Source organism: Pseudomonas sp. B21-010, from assembly GCF_024749325.1.
Lineage (GTDB): Bacteria > Pseudomonadota > Gammaproteobacteria > Pseudomonadales > Pseudomonadaceae > Aquipseudomonas > Aquipseudomonas kilonensis.
This window is the reverse complement of sequence record NZ_CP087198.1, coordinates 2535526-2553620: the sequence shown is the minus strand read 5'-3', so window position 1 is coordinate 2553620 and position 18095 is coordinate 2535526. Positions and strand designations below refer to the sequence as shown.

Below are 18095 nucleotides of genomic sequence, written 5' to 3'. Positions count from 1 at the left end.
TTCTGGGTGGAAACCGAGCTGGCTTCGCAGTCCGACTAAATGCCGATTATTTCGCCCCGCAACATGCTTTTCACGAAATACCTACAATACGAAGCACAGATTGAACAGACAAAAGGATTTGACCCCATACAGAGAGCCCGTCATGCACGGGCTTTTTGTTGTCAGACATTCCAGCTGCCAAGCTCGCCACTTCTCGAATGGAGTCGATGAACATGCATGCAAGGTGATCCCCGTTTTCAGCGCCCTGTTTAAATTCAATGGCCTACGGCGGGATGATACCAATCTGCCTGTACATTTTTTGAGCACCCGTTAAAACGCTCTGCCTACCTGGCCTCAGCGCGGTTATCCACAGACATACACACGGATTTCTTGGATAACTGGATGGCATCGTGAAGGACCCCTGCCGTAGCGAACCTATGAAGTCAATGCCCCGTATTTCGCGAGCCGCAAACCCACCTTTAATGCCCCGACATTTTCAACGGATCACGTTCGGTGCATGACCACATCCAGCCCTTCCGCCTGGTCTGGTGCACGAAAGTAGCTCGTAATCAGATCGAATTCAGCATCACTGGCTGCGAAGTCATGCTCGGCACGCGCATTCCTGTGGTGCAGCCTTTGACGGCAGATGTCATCTTTCACTTCGATGTAGTGAACACGGTGAGGGACTTTCGCAGCGTCAGCCAGGCTGCGTAGCCAATGACGATCTGCTGGAGTGTTGGCAGGAAAATCGAGAACCACGGGAGTCCCCGTCGAGAGCATGTCGATGACCAGCGGCCCCAGGACATCCCGGATCCGGTGCGCATGCAGGATGTAATCCGCTACCGATTTGATCTGATCAGGGTAGAGCCTTGAAAGCCAGTGATCTTCGCTCAACAAAATGGCCGAATGCTCAGCCTTTAACGATCGGGCCAGCGTGGATTTTCCCGAAGCAATTTTACCGCACAAGAGGTGAAGTACAGGCGTGGGCATGGGACGTGTCCTTATGTCGAGGCCCGATAATGGCCCATCGAATACCATGGACACAATGCGGTGAATGGCGAATGGGCAACTGACTGGCAGTGTTCACACCCATCAGGAAACATGATGAAGGGCTTGGACACGTCAACCCAAGTCAAAGCATCCGGCCGGGAGATGATCGACCTCGGGCCTTGCATACAAATATCCCTGCATCAGCTCGATCCCCATGCCTAGAAGCGTCAAGCTTTCTTCACGGGTCTCGACACCTTCGGCGATGACCAGGATATCCAAGCGCCTGGCGACCAGGATGATGCCTTCGACGATCGCTTGTTTGACCGAGTCTTGATCGATGCCTCGGGTCAGTGCCATGTCAATCTTCAGCACCTGCGGCTGGAACATGGCCAGCAGGTTAAGGCCCGAATAGCCCGCGCCAAAATCGTCGACGGCAGTAATGAAACCCTGGCGCTCGTACTCCACGAAAATCGATTTGAGGTGCTCAGGGTCTACCACCTTCTCGCCTTCGGTCACTTCGAACATGAGCCTTTCTGGCGGAAAGTGGGTCAGGCGCGCCGCTTCCAGGGTGGCCCGGATACACGTCTCTGGCCGGTATACGGCGTTGGGCAGGAAGTTAATGCTCAGCAAGCAATCGGGAATCTCCAGCAGGCCCAGCCTTGCGGCTTCCTCGATGGCTTTCACCCGGCAGGCCTGGTCGAATCGGTAGCGGTTGCTGTCGTTCACGAGCCCCAGGATGTAGCCAGCCGATTCGCCATTGACACCTCTGACCAACGCCTCATAAGCAAACGCAGCGTGTGTCCGGACGTTGAAAACAGGCTGGAAGGCCATGGTGAAGTCAAACCCCAACGCCTCGTGGTTGCGGCATTCGGCGCAGCCAAGCGATTGGAACGGAGGGCGTTTCGTCATGATCAATATTCCGTGGCGGTCGTGATACATTCCTGTGGTTACAAGGAACTGTAGCCGACACCACCTGAGTCGGCGCGGGCCGAAGTTTCTGAAGCGCTATCGACCGGCCCCCACCGCCCACCTTGATCGGTGCGACATGTATCAGGCACTGCTGATCCCAAATGCTCAATTCAGCTTAACGGTAAGGACACATACACATGAGCGTGCGAAAAATTCTAGTCACAGGTGCGGCGGGTCGGATTGGCACTGCTTTTTGGACAGCGCAAGCCGATAGATTGGATTTGCGTCTTGCTGATATAGACGTACAGAAATTTCCGAAATCCGCACAAAGTTTCTCTCTTGATGTCAGGGATCAGTCAAGCTGCCTTGAGGCCTGCGACGGCATCGACACCGTGATTCATCTAGCTGCCGACCCGAGTCCAGACGCTAACTTCATGACTTCCCTCCTGCCTGTAAATATTGTTGGCACCTACAACATGCTGTTCGCCGCGAAGGCACAAGGTTGCAGGCGGTTCATATTTGCGAGCAGTGCCCAAGCCATTGAGGGTTACCCGATGGACGTCCAGGTACATGAACATATGTCGCCCAGGCCAGGAAATCTTTATGGGGTCAGCAAAGCATTTGGGGAGGCTCTCGCATCGATGTATGCAAACGATGGTCAAATGACAACCATTGCAGTCCGCATTGCAAACGTAGCCGAGTTTCAGCATGGAGAGACTCACAGCCACAGAGATGTAGCTGCGTTTATCAGCGAGAGGGATGTCGTAGCGTTGCTTAGAAGTTGCGTGGATGCAGAGCTGAACGGGTTCCATGTGGTTCATGGCGTATCAGACAATAGATACAAGCGCCTTTCCATTGATAAGACCCGAGAAGTTGTTGGTTACACCCCCATCGACGACGGATTCGAGATTTTAGAGGGTCGTGCCCTCCCCTGATTGATTGGCTGGCTGAAAAGCACAAAAGCCTCAAAGCGGGATGATCTCAACACTCGCGGTCATGCCTGCGGCCAATTCAACGCCCGCTAAAATAACCTGCGATCCAAAAGCTCGCCGCGTCGAGGACAGCAACCGTTGTCGAACCGGCCGTCGCGTACAACGATCGTCGCCAGCCACATACTTTTCAATGACGTTCTCTCGACGAGGAAGGCTGCTACACGATATCGCCATCATCCTGAGCAGGCGGACGCGCGGGCGCTGAGGACGATGCCTGGTCCTGCGTAGCTGCGAGCGGCCGCATGGGCACGCTCTGCCCATGAACGGCTTGGCTTTGTGAGGTAGCTGCGGCGCGTTGCCTCAGGGCTCCAATGCTTTTGTCCCAGGCCGATTGGGAGGTGGTGCCAATGGCGCTGGCAACGCCAATGACTCCATCCCCTACCGCTTGGGCTGCACTTTTTGTGTGGTGGGTTGCTGAAACAGCTGTCTCCTTGGCAAATCTGGCGCCGCTGAGCGATGTCTTGACTGCAAGCTCACCGCCCTTGACCGCCACCCTGCCAGCTGCATCTGCGCTCCCTTCTACTGCTTTTGGTACATGGGCATCGACAGCAGCGACGGCTTTTTTCGGCAATGATCCACCTAGCGAGGCGCCAGCTGCCCACAGCCCGAAAGCCAGGGTACCCAATACGTTTTTTACACCCTCCGAGGCTGCGGTAGCCGCCATTTTTCCCAGCTCCTTCGACTTGGCCAAGTTGGCTGTGGCGGCTGTACCCGCGCCCATGGCAGAAAAACCGCCAATCAGCAGGCCATTTCCCAAGACACTGACCGGGTCTGCTATCTCTTTCAAGGCGTCGCCGCTGATGACCGCATTCAGAGCCGTAGCCGCGCCTTCACCCAGCCGTGCGGAGACCATCTTGACCAGGGCAGTGGCATCGAGATCCTTTAACGTCCTGAAGTCATCCAGCCATTCGGTATCTTGATCAATAGGCTTATGAGCCTGCCCTTGCGGCACAGCATCGCGACGACCATAGAGCATCGCAGGGTCAGCTAAATGGTTAGTGCGATCGCGGCTCACATTGTAATGCTCGATTGCCATGCCCACGATGATAGCCGTGACCGGTCGTAGCGCAGGCTGCAGGACTGCATCCAGGTGCTCTTTGCCAGCAGCCGTCATGGCAAGCGTTGACGCGTACATTGCCGTATTACGTACGGCAAACCCGGTAAGCCACTTATTGGCTTCGTCAAAAGCATTACGCAATGGACCTTTGTCCAACGCCAGCAGCTTTTCCGCCACTGATGCTTGAAGCGCCGGGTGCAGCGTATTGCTCTCGGGCTTAAGGTAATAACCAGGCTTGAAGCCCGCGATCATCTTGTTACCGCCAGCATCCGCCATACCGGCATACAAGCATGCCATGGCGTTCTCTATAGCCGCTTCGCGTACGGTATTGGCATGCTTGCCCGCTACCTGGAGGATGGACGGCTGGAAATTTCCTGCCTCGGTAAGCGCCGCAAAAGGCGTCCCCCCCATCCCTGACTTTATTGACGCAAACAATCTGTCGGCCCTGGCTGCGTTTTTTTCCGCTTTCTCCATGTCATGGACGTTATAGCCGCCTGCCTCCAACCGTTGAGCACGGTCATCGCGAATGGCTCTCAGCTCCGTGTTGCGGGTGCTTGAAGCGGGGGCAGCGGGTTGATCGGAGCCCGCTTCTGTTTCAAGGTGAGCCTCGAAATGGTTTTGAAGCCGCGTGCTCATCGCTAACCCGATAGCGCCGAGGTCAGGAGAGTGAGAGGCCTGTTGCGTTGCTTCCTGCTGTATCTCATCAGGTACACGAGTCAGCTCGCGGCTTGCACGTACATTAGGCGTATCCATGGCATGTCCTCTTAGTGATCGGCAGCTGGAAGAATGCAAATGACCCCGGTATGAGCGGCGACATCCTTACACCTGAGTGACCGTGCCGAGAGAAGCGTTCCAAAGGATGTGATAAAAATGAACACCAAGCGGCTACTGGATAACACGCGCACTCGCCGTGCGTACCAAAATGACCTGGAAGACTTTTGAAAGCTGTCGCGCGCCCCCTGACCTGGCACCCCCAAACGAGGAACAGGATCTTGCGCGCAAACTCGCAGCGGGCCGGTGCGTCAGTGAGTCGTTACAAGCCTTCCAGCGTAAGCGTTCCGAGCAGGCTACGAAGCCGGACTAACGAGGAGTCGCAATGCTGCATTACCCGCAGATTGACCCGGTGGCCCTGGTCATTGGCCCACTGAAAATCCACTGGTACGGCCTGATGTACCTGGTCGGTATCGGTGGTGCCTGGCTGCTGGCGTTGCGCCGAATGAACCGTTTCGACCCGACCTGGACCAAGGAGAAACTCTCCGACATGGTCTTCTGGATGTCGATGGGGGTTATTCTCGGCGGTCGACTGGGTTATGTGTTGTTCTACGATTTGCATACCTATCTGGCCAACCCGACCCTGATCCTCGAAGTGTGGAAAAGAGGTATGTCGTTCCACGGCGGCTTTATCGGGGTCATGCTGGCGGCCTGGTGGTTCGGCAAGCGCAACGGCAAGTCGTTCTTCGAGCTGATGGACTTCATCGCGCCAATGGTGCCGATTGGCCTGGGTGCCGGGCGTATTGGCAACTTCATCAATGCCGAGCTGTGGGGCAAGGCGACTGACGGGCCTTGGGCGATGGTTTTCCCAACCGATGAGTTGCAACTGGCGCGTCACCCGTCGCAGCTGTATCAGTTCGCGCTGGAAGGCGTCGCGCTGTTCGCTATCCTCTGGCTATTCTCGCGCAAACCGCGGCCCACCATGGCGGTGTCCGGGATGTTCGCGTTGTTCTACGGAATCTTCCGCTTCATCGTCGAGTTCGTCCGGGTACCCGACGCCCAGCTCGGCTATCTGGCGTGGAACTGGCTGACCATGGGTCAGGTACTGTGCCTGCCGATGATCATCGGCGGCCTGATCTTGATCTGGCTGGCGTATAACCGCGCTCCGGCGGGCAAAAGCGCCGCGCTTTAAATTCGAATGACAGGGCTCGCGCCCTGCATTCAAAGGGCCCAGGTAACTCATGAAGCAATATCTCGAGCGGGTCGCCCACATCATCAAGAACGGCACCAAGCAGGCCAACCGCTCTGGCGTGAACACCATCAGTTTTCCCGGCGCCATTCAGGTCAACCGGTGTTGCGCTTCAGGAAACCCTCGATAACGGTTGCGAAATAAGGCGGGCACTCCTGCATCGGGTAGTGACCGCAGTTGGGGATAACGTGCAGTTCCGCGTTCGGATGCCACGCCAGAAAGGTGCGCGCCATAGCCGCGCAATCAAGTCCGGGATCCTTGTCGCCGACAATAACCAAATACGGTGTTTCAAGGCCTCGAACGTCATCAACAAAATTTGCTGTGATCAGCATTTCGAGGTAACTCGCCCGGCAGGCAGGTGAGACCGTGTCGCGGCTTTGTTGGACCTTGAGATCAACCCACCCATCGGAGAGACCTCCGGTCACGAATTTGAACAGACGCCGAAGGGCCTCGTCGTCTTCTATCGTGCTGGCAAAGAACGCCAGGGCTTCTGGACTCAACCGATTGCCAGCGGCAGAAACGGGACACACCGCTATCGCGCTCGCGACGCGAGACGGAGCGTCCGCCGCAAGACGTTGCGTGATCATCCCGGTCATCGAATGGCCGACCACATGGAAGCGCGTCCAACCGAGCTGGTCGGCGAGCATGAGGCAATCGGAGGAAATCTCCTCTACCGTAAATTCGCCAGCCAATTCAATGGATTGCCCGTAGCCACGGACATCAACGAAAACATAGGTAAACGCGTGGCCGTCAAGACAGGGCATGACGGCGTCGTAGCTGGAGTGATCGCCCAGCCAGTCATGCATGACCAGCACGTGAGTGGGGCCATTGCCGTACCGCACATACCCTAAGCGGGTGTCAGCTCCGAAGCTGATTTCAACGGGTGCTTTCATTTCATGGTTCCTTTGTGGTTGGGGAACCAAAACGAAAACGCCCTCCCGGCGAACCGGGAGGGCGTTTTGAAAGAGAGGCAACCCTATCAATCTCCTGGATCAGGGTCAATAGGCGAGCGCGTCGACAGGCTTATGGCCGAAATGCAGACATCAAACGCCGCCCCGTCACCGCATTGCCCCTTGGTTGAACGATCGCTTCTGGCCGTTTTCTGTCTGACGCGAATGCTGGTTTTGACCGAACTCAGCGGGTCATTTTTGGAAGCTCCGGTGCGGCAAATGACGGCGTTCGGTATAGCGCCTGGTCGTGCCCGGGCTCGAATGTGCAGATGATGCTCGCATTTCGCTTTTCGGCCAGCTCATACGGTTGCCCGAATCATGCGGAACACTTCGTTCAAACGCAGGCCGTCGCTGCGACCGGACAAATAGCGTTCGCTCAGCGACTGCGGTCCGAAATGCTCAATCTGCCGGAAGCCGAACTGGCGCAAGAGATGTTCAAGCATCTCGGGGTCGAAATGGCTCTGAAGGGGTTCGCCCTGCGCTGCCAATCCCGCCGCCATCATCTCCAGGCTGGTGCGCTCGCTCAGCGTGAGCAGCTCAGGTTCCATCAAGTAGTCGAACACGATACCGCTGCCCGGCGCGCAGGCGGCAACATAACGCAAGGTATGCAGAACGACATCCGCAGTCAGGTACATGCTCACCCCCAGCCAGCAGAAGATGACCGGCAGATCAGGATTGAAGCTGGATGCAAGCAACCCTTGCTCCAAAGTTGTTTGATCGAAATCAATCGCGACATAGCGCAGGTGGGATGGCTCCTCGATGCCCGCCGTCCTCAGGCAGTCGCGTTTCCAGCGCTGCATGGACGGCAGGTCGACTTCGAACAGATGCGCATCCTGAGGCGAACCGGTGCGGTAGGCGAAGGTATCGAGCCCGGCGCCCAAGATTACGTACTGGCGCACTCCTTGACGCTGCGCTTGTAACCAACTGTCCTCAGCCAGCCGGCTGCGCACCGCCATAGTGGCACGCATTACGTTGGAAACCGGATTGCTGTGGCGATCGGGATCGGCACGCATCTCGGCCTCCTGTGTCGGGCCCAGGATCGCCAAGGCCAGCGGGTCGTCCAGAATCAGCGGCATGTCGAGCAACTGGTGCGCGGCCCGCAGCGTGGCGGTCATGCGCGCACTCGGTTTAGGGATGTCGTCGCGGACTCCATTAGGGATGACGGACGGCCGATGCAGATGCATTAATGCCCGCTGCATGAAGACGGTCAGTCCGATATCGATATTTGCCGACAGCCCGGGTTCGTGAGCAAACGCACTGCGGACTTTTCCATCCAGCGCCGCGTTATCACCTGCATAGGAGGCGCGAAACAGCGCGGCCCAGCGACGCGCCAAATCCTGCACTGCAGCGTCGTGCGGCGCCGCGCCGGCGGCCATCTGCTGCGCGGCCTGCTCGATGAGCACTTCCCAGTCGCCGGCATGGTCCAGCATGCGCTGACGTACCTGACACAATTCGGTTGGTGACAGGTATCTGGCGAACAGGTCGGCGCGCTGTGCGATGTCGACGCCCTCCACCACTTGTGGATGATCGATGGCCGGTTGTGCGGGTTGATGCCTGTGCATGTCGATCCTTTCAAATGGACAGTTATGCGGCGCATTCTAAAGCCCCACCTCATATAGCTCTAAGGTTATTCCCGTTTCCCCAGGATCGGACAGGTCCCTATGAATGACCCCTACCGGCTCCCCCTCAGAAAATGCCTACGAAAATATCTTGCAGATAGAATAGCGCCGGCTATGCTCCCAAAGCTGACTTTCAGGATACTGGCTCCGAGCCACAAGACCTCCGATCTTGCCGTCCGGGCATCACAACGCTGATTAGCAGGAAGCTACACATCTGGCGACGCAAACGCGTTCGTCATGATGTTCCCCAGGAGGGAGCCATGTCCGCACCAGGACAGTACCTGTTTGCAATAGCGGCCCATGATCGCGTGGACTTGCTCGATATCAGTGCCCCTTACGAGTCATTCAATCGGATGGCTCGCAGAGGACCGCCGTACAACCCCGCCCTCCCTCGCGCCACCCAATCGCCGGGCCACCGCCCAGCCGCAGGTCGCACCTGCGACTCCTCCGGCATGGCTGCGAACAGCGCCAATGTGCTCAAGCGCAAAGATTCTTACTGGGAAACATGCAGCCTCACCGCAGGATCGATGCCGTTTCCCATGTAAATCAGCTGATCAAAGGACACACGGCCGCCAAGGCTGTCGCACACATTCGCGCAATGGCGCAGGGAGAACAATATGACTTCGCTTCGTATAGTCCTGGCCGGGTTGTTGGTCTGTACAACCTCCCAGGCAGTGTTTGCCGAACTCGCCGCCCAGCCGTTCCTGGCGCCGCCCAGGCTTGTTGAAAAAGGCGCGCCGGGCACGCTGAAGGCAACTGAGTCGACCCTTGCGAAAACAGATTGCAACCCGCAGGGCGACATTACCCGCGACGGACAAACCGTCGAACTCAACCTGCAAGTGCAGCAGCGCGAAAACTATATCTACAACCCGGGCAATCCCGACGGTGCCAAGGACAAGGTCAAGCTGCGTTCCTATGGCGGCTGTCTGTCGGGGCCGCTGATCGATGTGCAGCCAGGCAACACCTTGCGGGTCCACCTGGACAACCAGCTGGATAAAGACGATCCCAGTTGTCCGGGAGGGGGGGATCCGGCGAATGGCCAGCCGGGCTGCTTCAATACGATCAATCTGCATTATCACGGGATGCACGTTTCACCGTCTGGCAACAGCGACAACGTACTGTTGAACATCGCTCCACAAACCCAATTCGAATATGAAATCAACATCCCCACCGATCACCCTTCAGGCACCTTCTGGTACCACGCGCACAGGCATGGTTCCACTGCCCTGCAGGTCGCCAGCGGCGCTGCGGGCGCCCTGATCGTACGCGGTGACCGACCCTACACCGGCGGCAAGCCAGGAGACATCGACACCATTCTCAAAAACGCAGCCGGGAAACCCTTTACCGAACAAGTCTTTCTGTTCCAGCAGATTCCCTATGCGTGTTTCGACGACAAGGGCGGCATCATCAAGCAAAAAGATGACACCTGGACGTGCCCCAGCGGCAAGACAGGTGTGGTAGAGAACTTCGATGCGCAACTCGCCTCGGCCACTGTCTGGGATGAAAGCGGTCGATTCACCAGCATCAACGGCGTGGTGCAACCGACCCTCCAGGGCATCGCCGCAGGAGAAATTCAACGCTGGCGCTTCATTCACGCAGGTATCCACGACACCATAAACCTGCAGATCGTGCCCATGAACCCGACCAGCCCCAAAGCCACGCTTGCGCTAAAGGGTGTACTCAGCGGCACACCGAAGGAGCAGGCCGCCGTGATCGCCGATCTATGCCCGGCGACCGTTCCGGGCACCAGTAAACCGGTCGAGCTCGTACCTCAGTTCGAGATCGCCGCCGACGGACTCACACGCACTGCAATTCGCCCCATCGGCGTCAACAAAAAGAGCGTGAGCGGCGGCATCGGCAGCAACTTCCTGCAACCGGGCTATCGCAGCGATGTGCTGCTGATGTTCCCCCGCGACGGCACCTACTGTGTACTGAACCAGGCAGCGACTCCCGCTGAACGCGCCAATGCAGGCCCCAACGGTGGCCCGGGCGGCCAGGGTCCGAACGAAACACAATTGCTGGCCACGGTCATCGTGTCGGGCGGCCAGGTTGTGACTGATGATCCGCAAAGCTACATCCTGCAAGCGCTGTACGACGCTAACAAAACGGATAAGTCGCTCCCTGCCGCAGCGCTGGAAGGGCTGCGAACCGGAGACCTGAACCCCTGGCGCGGGATGGATGACCTGAAGAACGCCGTGGTCAATGACGACATTCAGAAGGCCGACTTTTTTATTGGCAATCCGCCATTCCCGCCCTCACCGCCCGCCAACGCGCCGCAGAAACCGGGAGACCCGTGGACCGGTCCGTTCGGCTTCTACATCAACTACAAGTCCTACGATCCGGACCGCATCGATTTCACCCGACAGGTCAATACGACAGACGATTGGGTTCTGACCTCCCAGGGCGAGCCTCATATCTTTCACATCCACGTCAACCCGTTCCAGGTGATGGACGTGCTCTACGCCAAGCCGGGCGAGAAGCCCAAAAGCATCTTCGGCCCCAACGGCGAGTGCCTGGTGCCAGCCGACGAACTGGGCCTACAGAATCAATATTGCGGGATGTGGCATGAGTTCAAGGACACCATCTTCGTGCAGAACGACTATCAGGTCCTGGTGCGCACGCACTACGACCGCTACATCGGTGAGTTCGTCATCCACTGCCACATCCTCGACCACGAAGACGGCGGCATGATGACCAATATCCAGATCGTGCCGGACATCACTGCTATCGGCGGTGGCATTGGCATGGCCGGTATGAAGCACACGGCACATCAACACTCGGACTCCAAGTAACCCTGATCAGGAGCTATCGGTAATGAGCAATCCCTTCGCAGGACAATGGACGTACAGAAGTTTTCTCAACAACCCCGCGTTGACTGACGGTGACCCGAAAAAACTGGAGGCGCTGTTGTTCGCCGAAGGTGTATGGACCGTAGAGGACACCGCCAACGAGACGTTCATCGGCGAACTCAGTTTCGGGGCAAACGCCGTCATGGATTTGAAGGGGGTCATCACCCATGGCCACGGTCGTCCAGACCATGTGCACATTGCGGGCAGCGGGCGTCCCGGGACCTCGACACAAGACTACTTCTACGATTATGACGGATCGCTGACGGAGCGTTGGCCCAACGGCGTGAGCCAGGTTCCGGCCATCACCGGGTCGGTCATCCGCATGAAACCTCACAATGGCGAACCCGCTGGACTGGTCGCCTCGTTCATCTGCGTCAAAAGTACCTAGGTACTGTTTGTCGGGATACTACCGGGCCGACAGGGATGTAGAGCAAGCAATGCTGGCGACCCAGGATCCGATCCACTGCAACGTTCGTTATTGACGACAAGGAGTCGGCATGACTACTACCTCCACCACAGCGCCTGTCGCCCAACCTACCTGGTACGGGCAGATCCGCGACATGTTCACCTCAGTAGACCAGGCGCACATGGCCAGGCAAGGCCTCGACCTGGCCAGCTACGACGCGGTGATGAAGCACGCAGGCGATATCTACCAACAAGTGGCGGGGGGCAATATGCCGCCAAACCGCCCCTGGCCCGCTGACTGGGTGGGTACCTTTCTCAACTGGATGAACAACGGCTACCCGAAAGGAGTCCCCGCTGCCAGCGCCAACGCAACGGACTTCGCTGCGCGGTCACTGTTCAGCGCAGACGCGTCCACCGCCAGGGTCCGCAAGGACATCACCACGCTGTCCAGCGCCGAGCTCGATCTGCTCAAACAGGCGTTTTCAGCCATTATGGCCATGGAGCCCACCGATCCCAACAGCTACTTCACGCAGGCCGCTTATCACTGGTTTCCGGCACCCAATACCTATTGCATGCATCACGTCCCGGGCTACAACCCTTGGCACCGAGCCTATCTGGTCAGCTTCGAGAACGCCCTGAGATCGGTCCCCGGCTGTGCGAACGTCACCCTGCCCTACTGGGATATCACCACGCCCTTCCCCGACGTGCTTAAAAGCCCGCCCTTCGACCAGTACACGTTGCAGCAAGCGGCCAGCTCCGATTATCCGGAAGGCTACGTCACCACACGTTTCCCCTACGACACGATCGCCCGGAACCTGCTGAGCAATGGGGTGACTGATGATGTGAACCGAGCCATGAGCAAAACTGACTGGGAGGACTTCCACGGCTATTGGTCCGGCGCCGCCCACAACACCATCATTGCCGCCCACGACAGTGGTCACAACTCAATTGGCACCACCATGCAGAACCAGGAAGTGGCGGCCTTCGACCCAGTGTTCTGGTTCTTCCATTGCAATTGGGACAGGCTGTTCTGGGAATGGCAGAAAAAAATGCTGGCCACCGATCTGCATGGATTGCTCACGACCATCAACGAAGTCACCGACCCCGTCAGTTATCAGATCTTCAACGATACGGCGCTGCAAACCCTGAACCCATTCACCAGCACCCCACTAGAGCTGAACACGCTGGCGATCATCGACTCGGTCGGTCAACTCGGCATTGACTATGCGCCCGCGGCGACAGGCTCGAACGTCGATTTCCTGCCGAAGACCCAGCGTACGCTCGCTGCGTCCAAACACTTCACGGTTGAAGCAGATCGAGTCAATGTGCGGGTCAGCGGTATCAATCGCCTGAAGATCCCCGGCAGCTTCTCGGTGCACTTGCAAAAAGACGGCAAGACCATCGCCTCCAGAGCATTGTTTCAACCGGTAGAGGTTCAAAGCTGCGCCAATTGCGTGGCCAATGCCATGACCCAATTCGATTTCGAGTTACCCATGGCGGCCGTGTTGGGCGGCAAGCTGAGCGTCTGGGTAGAGCCGGTGAACAAGGACTTCATCGGCGATCGGTTCCCGCAGAAGCTGATGGGCGATCCCGTCATTGATGTGCATCTATTGCTGCAAACTCAGTAGCGCTGCTGGACCAAGGGTGCCGGACTTCAGGCGTTGAAGTCCGGCTTCAGCCGTCGACGAACGCCAGATAGACATCAGCGTCGAGAACGACCTCATGCGCCCAGGCTCTGTTCTACGCCAATTTACCTACGACCCCTGGCCGGTGCTTTTGGCAATGGCGGGACTCGGCTTGGCCTTGTCCGTCTACAACGACATCACCACCAACGGACCTGCGTTTTGCGTCACTGTGGATGGGCTATCGATCTTCACGAGTTGGCCTGCCGCCCTGCAAGCGGAGCTGGCACTCAACCCACCCCAGCGAATCCTGGCCGGTTGGGCCTTGATGCTCCTGGCCATGATGCCGCCCCTCCTGGCGACGCCACTCATACACGTCTGGCGCTCCAGCCTGCCAAGCAGGCGAATACAAGCGTCAGTCGGCTTCCTGCTCGGTTACGGTGCCATGTGGATGGCCGCCGGCCCGCTCCTGATCGCCCTGGCGCTGTTGCTACAGATGGCTGCCGCAGAAAATGCCCTGGCCGTGGCGCTGCTGGTTGCGATGCTGTGGAGCGCGAGCCCGTGGCACCGCGCAGCCCTCAATCGTGGCCACCGAATGGGGCGGCTAAGTCTGTTCGGCTGGGCTGCCAACAGGGATTGCCTGATCCGAGGCCTGGCGCACGGCCTGTTTTGTATCGTTTCGTGCTGGGCCTGGATGGTCGTGCCGCTTGTCAGCGGGTCCTGGCACATTCCGATGATGTTGCTGGCGGGCGCGATCCTGCTGGCTGAACGGCTCATCGCAGCCAAAACGCCGCGCTGGGGCTGACCGTTTAAAACAAGGCTTCACGCATGCGATCCGCCTGGCCCCTCCCTTCCACCCTCATCGCATGCAGCCCGGGTCCGCACGCGCTGTTCGGCACAAAGGATGAGCCCGCACGACACAGTTCGTCAGATACAAATCCCAAACTATGTGCTCGCAGGCAAGTTTCAGGCAAAAAAAAGCCACTCATCTGAGTGGCTTTTTTCTGAATCTTGGAGCGGGAAGCGAGACTCGTATCGGGTGTCCGGCTCGTTGAATTCCAAGGGGTTTCTTTTATTGCTGGAGCAGCAAAAGATTTGACTCTGGAGTTGTTTTTGAAGGGCATCAAGGACCAGAGGTATGATTCCCAGCCCCGCCATTTGGTCTACGCGAACATCCGTAAGTTGCCCAAAAAATCCAAATCAGAAGTAATAGCCGATATTCATGTACAGCTGGTTTTCCCACTGATCACTACCACCAGCCCCCAGACTCTGGGTGAGGCTGCTGCCACCGATGACCGGATCATTCTTGCCGTACAACCATTCCGTGGCGATCCACAATTTGCTGAACGAGAACGAAGTGCCGAAAATCATCCGTTGCGAGGTCTTGAAGTCGTCTGCGGATTTATCGAAGGCGCTGTAGTTGGCGTACAGCTGCACACCGCTGATCTGATCGAACAGGTACTTGCCACCAACGTCGTAGCTCACATCCGCCACGTACAAGTTGCCGCGACTGGCGACGTTGTAAGTGGCGTCGTAACCGCCGAAAGTCACCAGTTCATCAGTGCCGGGGTTGCGCGGGGACATCTGCTGTCGCGCAGCTTGCAGTTGCACGCCCCATGGCCCGTTTTTACCGATGTAGTGCACCGCCACGGCATTGCGCCGGCCGTCGTTGTTGGTGTCGCGGTTCTCCAGGGACGAGGTCAGGCCAGAAATCCCGACTTCGGACTTCCACGGCCCCAAGTCCATCGCCTTGGCCACCCGCAGTACCACGGTGTTGCGTTCCTGGTTGTTGCTGCCGTCGATGACATAGCTGTCCGCTTCGGAGACAACGCTGGAGTAGGTTTCGCCCTTGCTGGTGCCTTTGCCCTGCGAGGCAGGGCGAACGTAGTAACCGGCCTGGATATTCCAGTCACCGCTTTGCTGGATGTACTTGGCGCCAAGTTCTTCCAGGTCTTCCAGTCCCACGACGTTGCCCAGGGTTTGATAGAACGTGCTGCCAAAATACGGCTGCAAACCAAACGGCACCTGGTTCAGACCGACCTGGATTTGTTGGTCAGGGTTGAACTTGTAGCCGATCCAGGCGAACTCGGCGAACTGGACGTCACCTACGTTTTCTGTGTACTGGTAAGGGTAGGCTCGTCCGTAGAAACGGTACTTGGCCTCGCCGATCCAAGTATCAGAGTTGTACTTGGCGGAGAGGATCACGGTATCGAAGTTGAACTTCTGGATGTCGCGATCCGGGTCATAGTCCCAACGCGCCCGGACCGCGCCACCAAGATTGAGATTGTCAGTGACCTGTACCGCCATCGCAGGCGTGGACAGCGCGTACGACAGCGCCAGCGGGATCAATGAGCGCAAGGCCCGGGTGGTGTTCAAGTTCATGGTCGCTCCGTCTTTAAGTTTTATTTTTGGCAACAACCATCCCGGCCACGGCAAAGCGCGGTCTGGATGAAATAGGTATGACCCGCCGAGACTGAGGCTGGAACAGCGTCCAGGTGCTAGCGGGCTAAACGGTGTTTGAGAAGCCGCAGTCGTTTAAACTTCGGCGTCAGTTGCGCTGAAGTTCTTCAACCACAGCGGCACAAGCACGGAAGGTGTCCAACGTCCATTCTGGATTGATAAAGTCAGGCCAACTGGAAAGTTTTACGATCGCCACTTCAGCAGCCGGATCCCAATAGATACTCTGACCAAATACTCCGCGCGCCGAGTAGGTGCCCTGTTCACTGTCCAATACCCAGCACTGATTGCTGTAAGCCGCAGTCGGAAAGCTCTTGGTGTAGTAGCCGTAGAGGACTTCGAAAGCGGGTGTGGAACCACGTCCGCATGCACGCACAAACGTCTCTGGGACGATCTGCTGGCAATTGAAATGTCCACCCTGCAAATACATCTGGGCAAAACGCCCGAGATCACGCAGCGTGGCGCTCATCCCGCCATCGGCCAATGCAGTTCCAACACAATCGAGGGTGATATTCGCGTCTTGCTCTGCCCCCAGTCTTGACCAGATCTCCCGACTCAATAAAACGGGGAGCCGCTCGCCGCAGGCCCGCTCACAGACCCAGGCCAACATGTCGGTGTCCACCGAGCGATACTCAAAGAACTGACCATGCTCACGGTCTTTACTCAGCGACTTCAACAAACCATAAATGCTGTCAGGAGACTCTCGCTCTCCCCGTTCACGCCAACCCGAGGCGATATCCAACTGGATGAATTCAGCATCCGGATCGGTGTAGTCCTCCCTGAATCTCACGCCCGTGCGCATATCCAGCAGATCCTGTACCCGGGCATCGCCATAGCCGCTTGCCGAAAGCTCGGGCACATAGTGGCTGACGTGCGCTTGGGGATCGATTCTGCCCTGGCCTATCAACCTGCCGACCAGGCTGCCGACGATGGTCTTGGATACCGATTGCAACAGATGCAACGTGTGCGGCTGCATACCATTGAAATACTGCTCGGAAACCACCTTGCCCTGATGAAGCACCAAGAAACCATCGGTGTAGCTATCGGTCAGGAAGGTCGCCAGATCGGTTTGCCTGCCGTCGATCCGCTGGAAATGTACGTCGTCCAGTGAACGCTCGTTGCGCTTGAGTTCGCTGACCGGCCCGGGACCACGATGAATAGCAGCCACCGGAAACAGCTGGCTCATGTGCTGGAACGACCAGCGGTTATAGGGTGGACTGTCCCAGTTGTGCTGACGGACTTGCTTTTCCCGGGGCGGCGGATAGCCCTGCATCAGCCTTAAATCCTGATAACCAATGCCAGGAGCGGTCATGTCATTTTTATTGTACATAGGGGTTCAGCTCTCATCGTTCAGAGGGTGGTGGCAAGAAAAACGGTGGCCATGATCCTGGGTCTCGGCTGGCACCTCTCGGCGACAACGCTCACTGACCCTCGGGCAACGGGGCGCGAAGTGGCACCCGGTAGGCCGGTTCAAGGGGCTGGGGATCTCGCCGCTGAGGATTTGCAACTGATCACGACGATCAGGATCGATGGAGGGCACTGAATTGAGCAGCGCACGGGTGTAGGGATGGCGCGGTCGACCGAACACCTGCCCCACAGTCCCGGCCTCGACGATGCGCCCCAAATACATCACCAGCACCTGCTGCGCCAGGTATTCGACCGTCGCAAGATCGTGGCTGATGAACAGGTAGCTCAGGCCATTATCGGTCTGCAGCGTCTTGAGCAATTGCAGCACTTGGGCCTGGACCGACACGTCGAGCGCCGCCGTAGGCTCATCGAGGATCAGCAGTCTTGACTCGAGCGCCAGGGCCCGGGCAATAGCGATACGCTGCAACTGGCCACCGGAGAATTCATGGGGATAGCGCTCCATGTGTTCCTCGCCCATTCCAACATTTCCCAACAGCGAGAGGATGCGCGCGCGCAAGGCGCTACCGCGCAAACCAAAGGCAACCTTCAGCGGCTCGGCAACAATCGCCTTGATTGTCATTTTCGGATTCAGCGAAGCGTAGGGATTCTGGAACACCATGCTCAAGCTTCTGCCCCGCGCCCTGGCATCAGTAGGCAGCGGCCGACCTTCGACCAGAATTTGCCCACTGTCAGCTGGCAGCAGACCGAGCAAGGTCGCGGCAACCGTACTTTTGCCACAACCGGACTCCCCCACCAGCGCGACCGTCTCACCGGCCTGCACCTCCAGGTTGATGTGGTCGATGGCGGTCACCAGGCCGTCGCGGCTGGCGTAGGTCTTGTGCAACTGAGTGACGCTCAGCAGTGCGGGCTGTTTGTTGTTATTCATAGCCGTTTACCTT

At 57.8% G+C, this 18095-nt stretch carries 14 protein-coding genes and 1 pseudogene; 7 read left to right on the top strand and 8 right to left on the bottom strand.

Features of this window, described 5'->3' with window-relative positions; genetic code table 11:
* Positions 1 to 483 precede the first annotated feature (483 nt).
* Complete coding sequence (locus tag LOY50_RS11405) at positions 484 to 969, bottom strand: ATP-binding protein (RefSeq protein ID WP_258690888.1); 486 nt, start codon at positions 967 to 969, stop codon at positions 484 to 486.
* A 132-nt stretch (positions 970 to 1101) separates the two neighbouring features.
* The gene (locus tag LOY50_RS11400) at positions 1102 to 1878 is read right to left on the bottom strand and encodes an EAL domain-containing protein (RefSeq protein ID WP_258690887.1); all 777 of its coding nucleotides are present in this window, start codon (positions 1876 to 1878) and stop codon (positions 1102 to 1104) included.
* Positions 1879 to 2075: 197 nt separating this feature from the next.
* On the opposite strand from LOY50_RS11400, the gene LOY50_RS11395 reads away from it, so the two are divergent.
* Complete coding sequence (locus tag LOY50_RS11395) at positions 2076 to 2813, top strand: NAD(P)-dependent oxidoreductase (protein WP_258690886.1); 738 nt, start codon at positions 2076 to 2078, stop codon at positions 2811 to 2813.
* A gap of 214 nt (positions 2814 to 3027) precedes the next feature.
* Here LOY50_RS11395 and LOY50_RS11390 read toward each other — a convergent pair whose 3' ends face one another.
* Positions 3028 to 4680 (bottom strand): RopAA-2, encoded by a 1653-nt coding sequence (locus tag LOY50_RS11390; RefSeq protein ID WP_258690885.1) that lies wholly within the window; start codon positions 4678 to 4680, stop codon positions 3028 to 3030.
* Between the two features lie 343 nt (positions 4681 to 5023).
* Between LOY50_RS11390 and lgt the strand changes: the two genes are divergently transcribed.
* Together lgt and LOY50_RS11380 are read left to right on the top strand one after the other, a co-directional pair.
* The gene (gene lgt, locus LOY50_RS11385; protein WP_258690884.1) at positions 5024 to 5830 is read left to right on the top strand and encodes a prolipoprotein diacylglyceryl transferase; all 807 of its coding nucleotides are present in this window, start codon (positions 5024 to 5026) and stop codon (positions 5828 to 5830) included.
* A 49-nt stretch (positions 5831 to 5879) separates the two neighbouring features.
* Positions 5880 to 5978: pseudogene (locus LOY50_RS11380) on the top strand (thymidylate synthase); the annotation flags it as partial.
* 4 nt (positions 5979 to 5982) lie between these two features.
* On the opposite strand, the gene LOY50_RS11375 reads toward LOY50_RS11380, so the two are convergent.
* Positions 5983 to 6780, bottom strand: a complete 798-nt coding sequence (locus LOY50_RS11375) for an alpha/beta fold hydrolase (RefSeq protein ID WP_258690883.1) — start codon at positions 6778 to 6780, stop codon at positions 5983 to 5985.
* A 356-nt stretch (positions 6781 to 7136) separates the two neighbouring features.
* Positions 7137 to 8399 carry an SAM-dependent methyltransferase gene (locus tag LOY50_RS11370; protein WP_258690882.1) on the bottom strand — a complete coding sequence of 421 codons (1263 nt, stop codon included), beginning with the start codon at positions 8397 to 8399 and terminating at the stop codon, positions 7137 to 7139.
* A gap of 674 nt (positions 8400 to 9073) precedes the next feature.
* Here LOY50_RS11370 and LOY50_RS11365 point away from each other — a divergent pair.
* The 4 genes from LOY50_RS11365 to LOY50_RS11350 all read left to right on the top strand — a co-directional run bounded on the left by LOY50_RS11365 (position 9074) and on the right by LOY50_RS11350 (position 14137).
* The gene (locus tag LOY50_RS11365; protein ID WP_258690881.1) at positions 9074 to 11248 is read left to right on the top strand and encodes a multicopper oxidase family protein; all 2175 of its coding nucleotides are present in this window, start codon (positions 9074 to 9076) and stop codon (positions 11246 to 11248) included.
* Between the two features lie 22 nt (positions 11249 to 11270).
* Positions 11271 to 11693 (top strand): hypothetical protein, encoded by a 423-nt coding sequence (locus LOY50_RS11360; RefSeq protein WP_207281777.1) that lies wholly within the window; start codon positions 11271 to 11273, stop codon positions 11691 to 11693.
* 109 nt (positions 11694 to 11802) lie between these two features.
* Positions 11803 to 13338 (top strand): tyrosinase family protein, encoded by a 1536-nt coding sequence (locus LOY50_RS11355; RefSeq protein ID WP_253473541.1) that lies wholly within the window; start codon positions 11803 to 11805, stop codon positions 13336 to 13338.
* Positions 13339 to 13507: 169 nt separating this feature from the next.
* Positions 13508 to 14137: a DUF2182 domain-containing protein gene (locus tag LOY50_RS11350; protein ID WP_258690880.1), complete on the top strand. Its 630-nt coding sequence runs from the start codon at positions 13508 to 13510 to the stop codon at positions 14135 to 14137.
* A 395-nt stretch (positions 14138 to 14532) separates the two neighbouring features.
* Here the strand turns inward: LOY50_RS11350 and LOY50_RS11345 are convergent, their stop codons facing one another.
* From LOY50_RS11345 to LOY50_RS11335, 3 genes are all read right to left on the bottom strand, one after another.
* Positions 14533 to 15714, bottom strand: coding sequence for a hypothetical protein (locus tag LOY50_RS11345; protein WP_024616674.1), 1182 nt, complete (start codon positions 15712 to 15714; stop codon positions 14533 to 14535).
* Positions 15715 to 15880: 166 nt separating this feature from the next.
* Positions 15881 to 17119: a serine hydrolase gene (locus LOY50_RS11340; protein WP_253473532.1), complete on the bottom strand. Its 1239-nt coding sequence runs from the start codon at positions 17117 to 17119 to the stop codon at positions 15881 to 15883.
* A gap of 6 nt (positions 17120 to 17125) precedes the next feature.
* Positions 17126 to 18082: an ABC transporter ATP-binding protein gene (locus LOY50_RS11335; protein WP_253473529.1), complete on the bottom strand. Its 957-nt coding sequence runs from the start codon at positions 18080 to 18082 to the stop codon at positions 17126 to 17128.
* Positions 18083 to 18095: the final 13 nt, after the last annotated feature.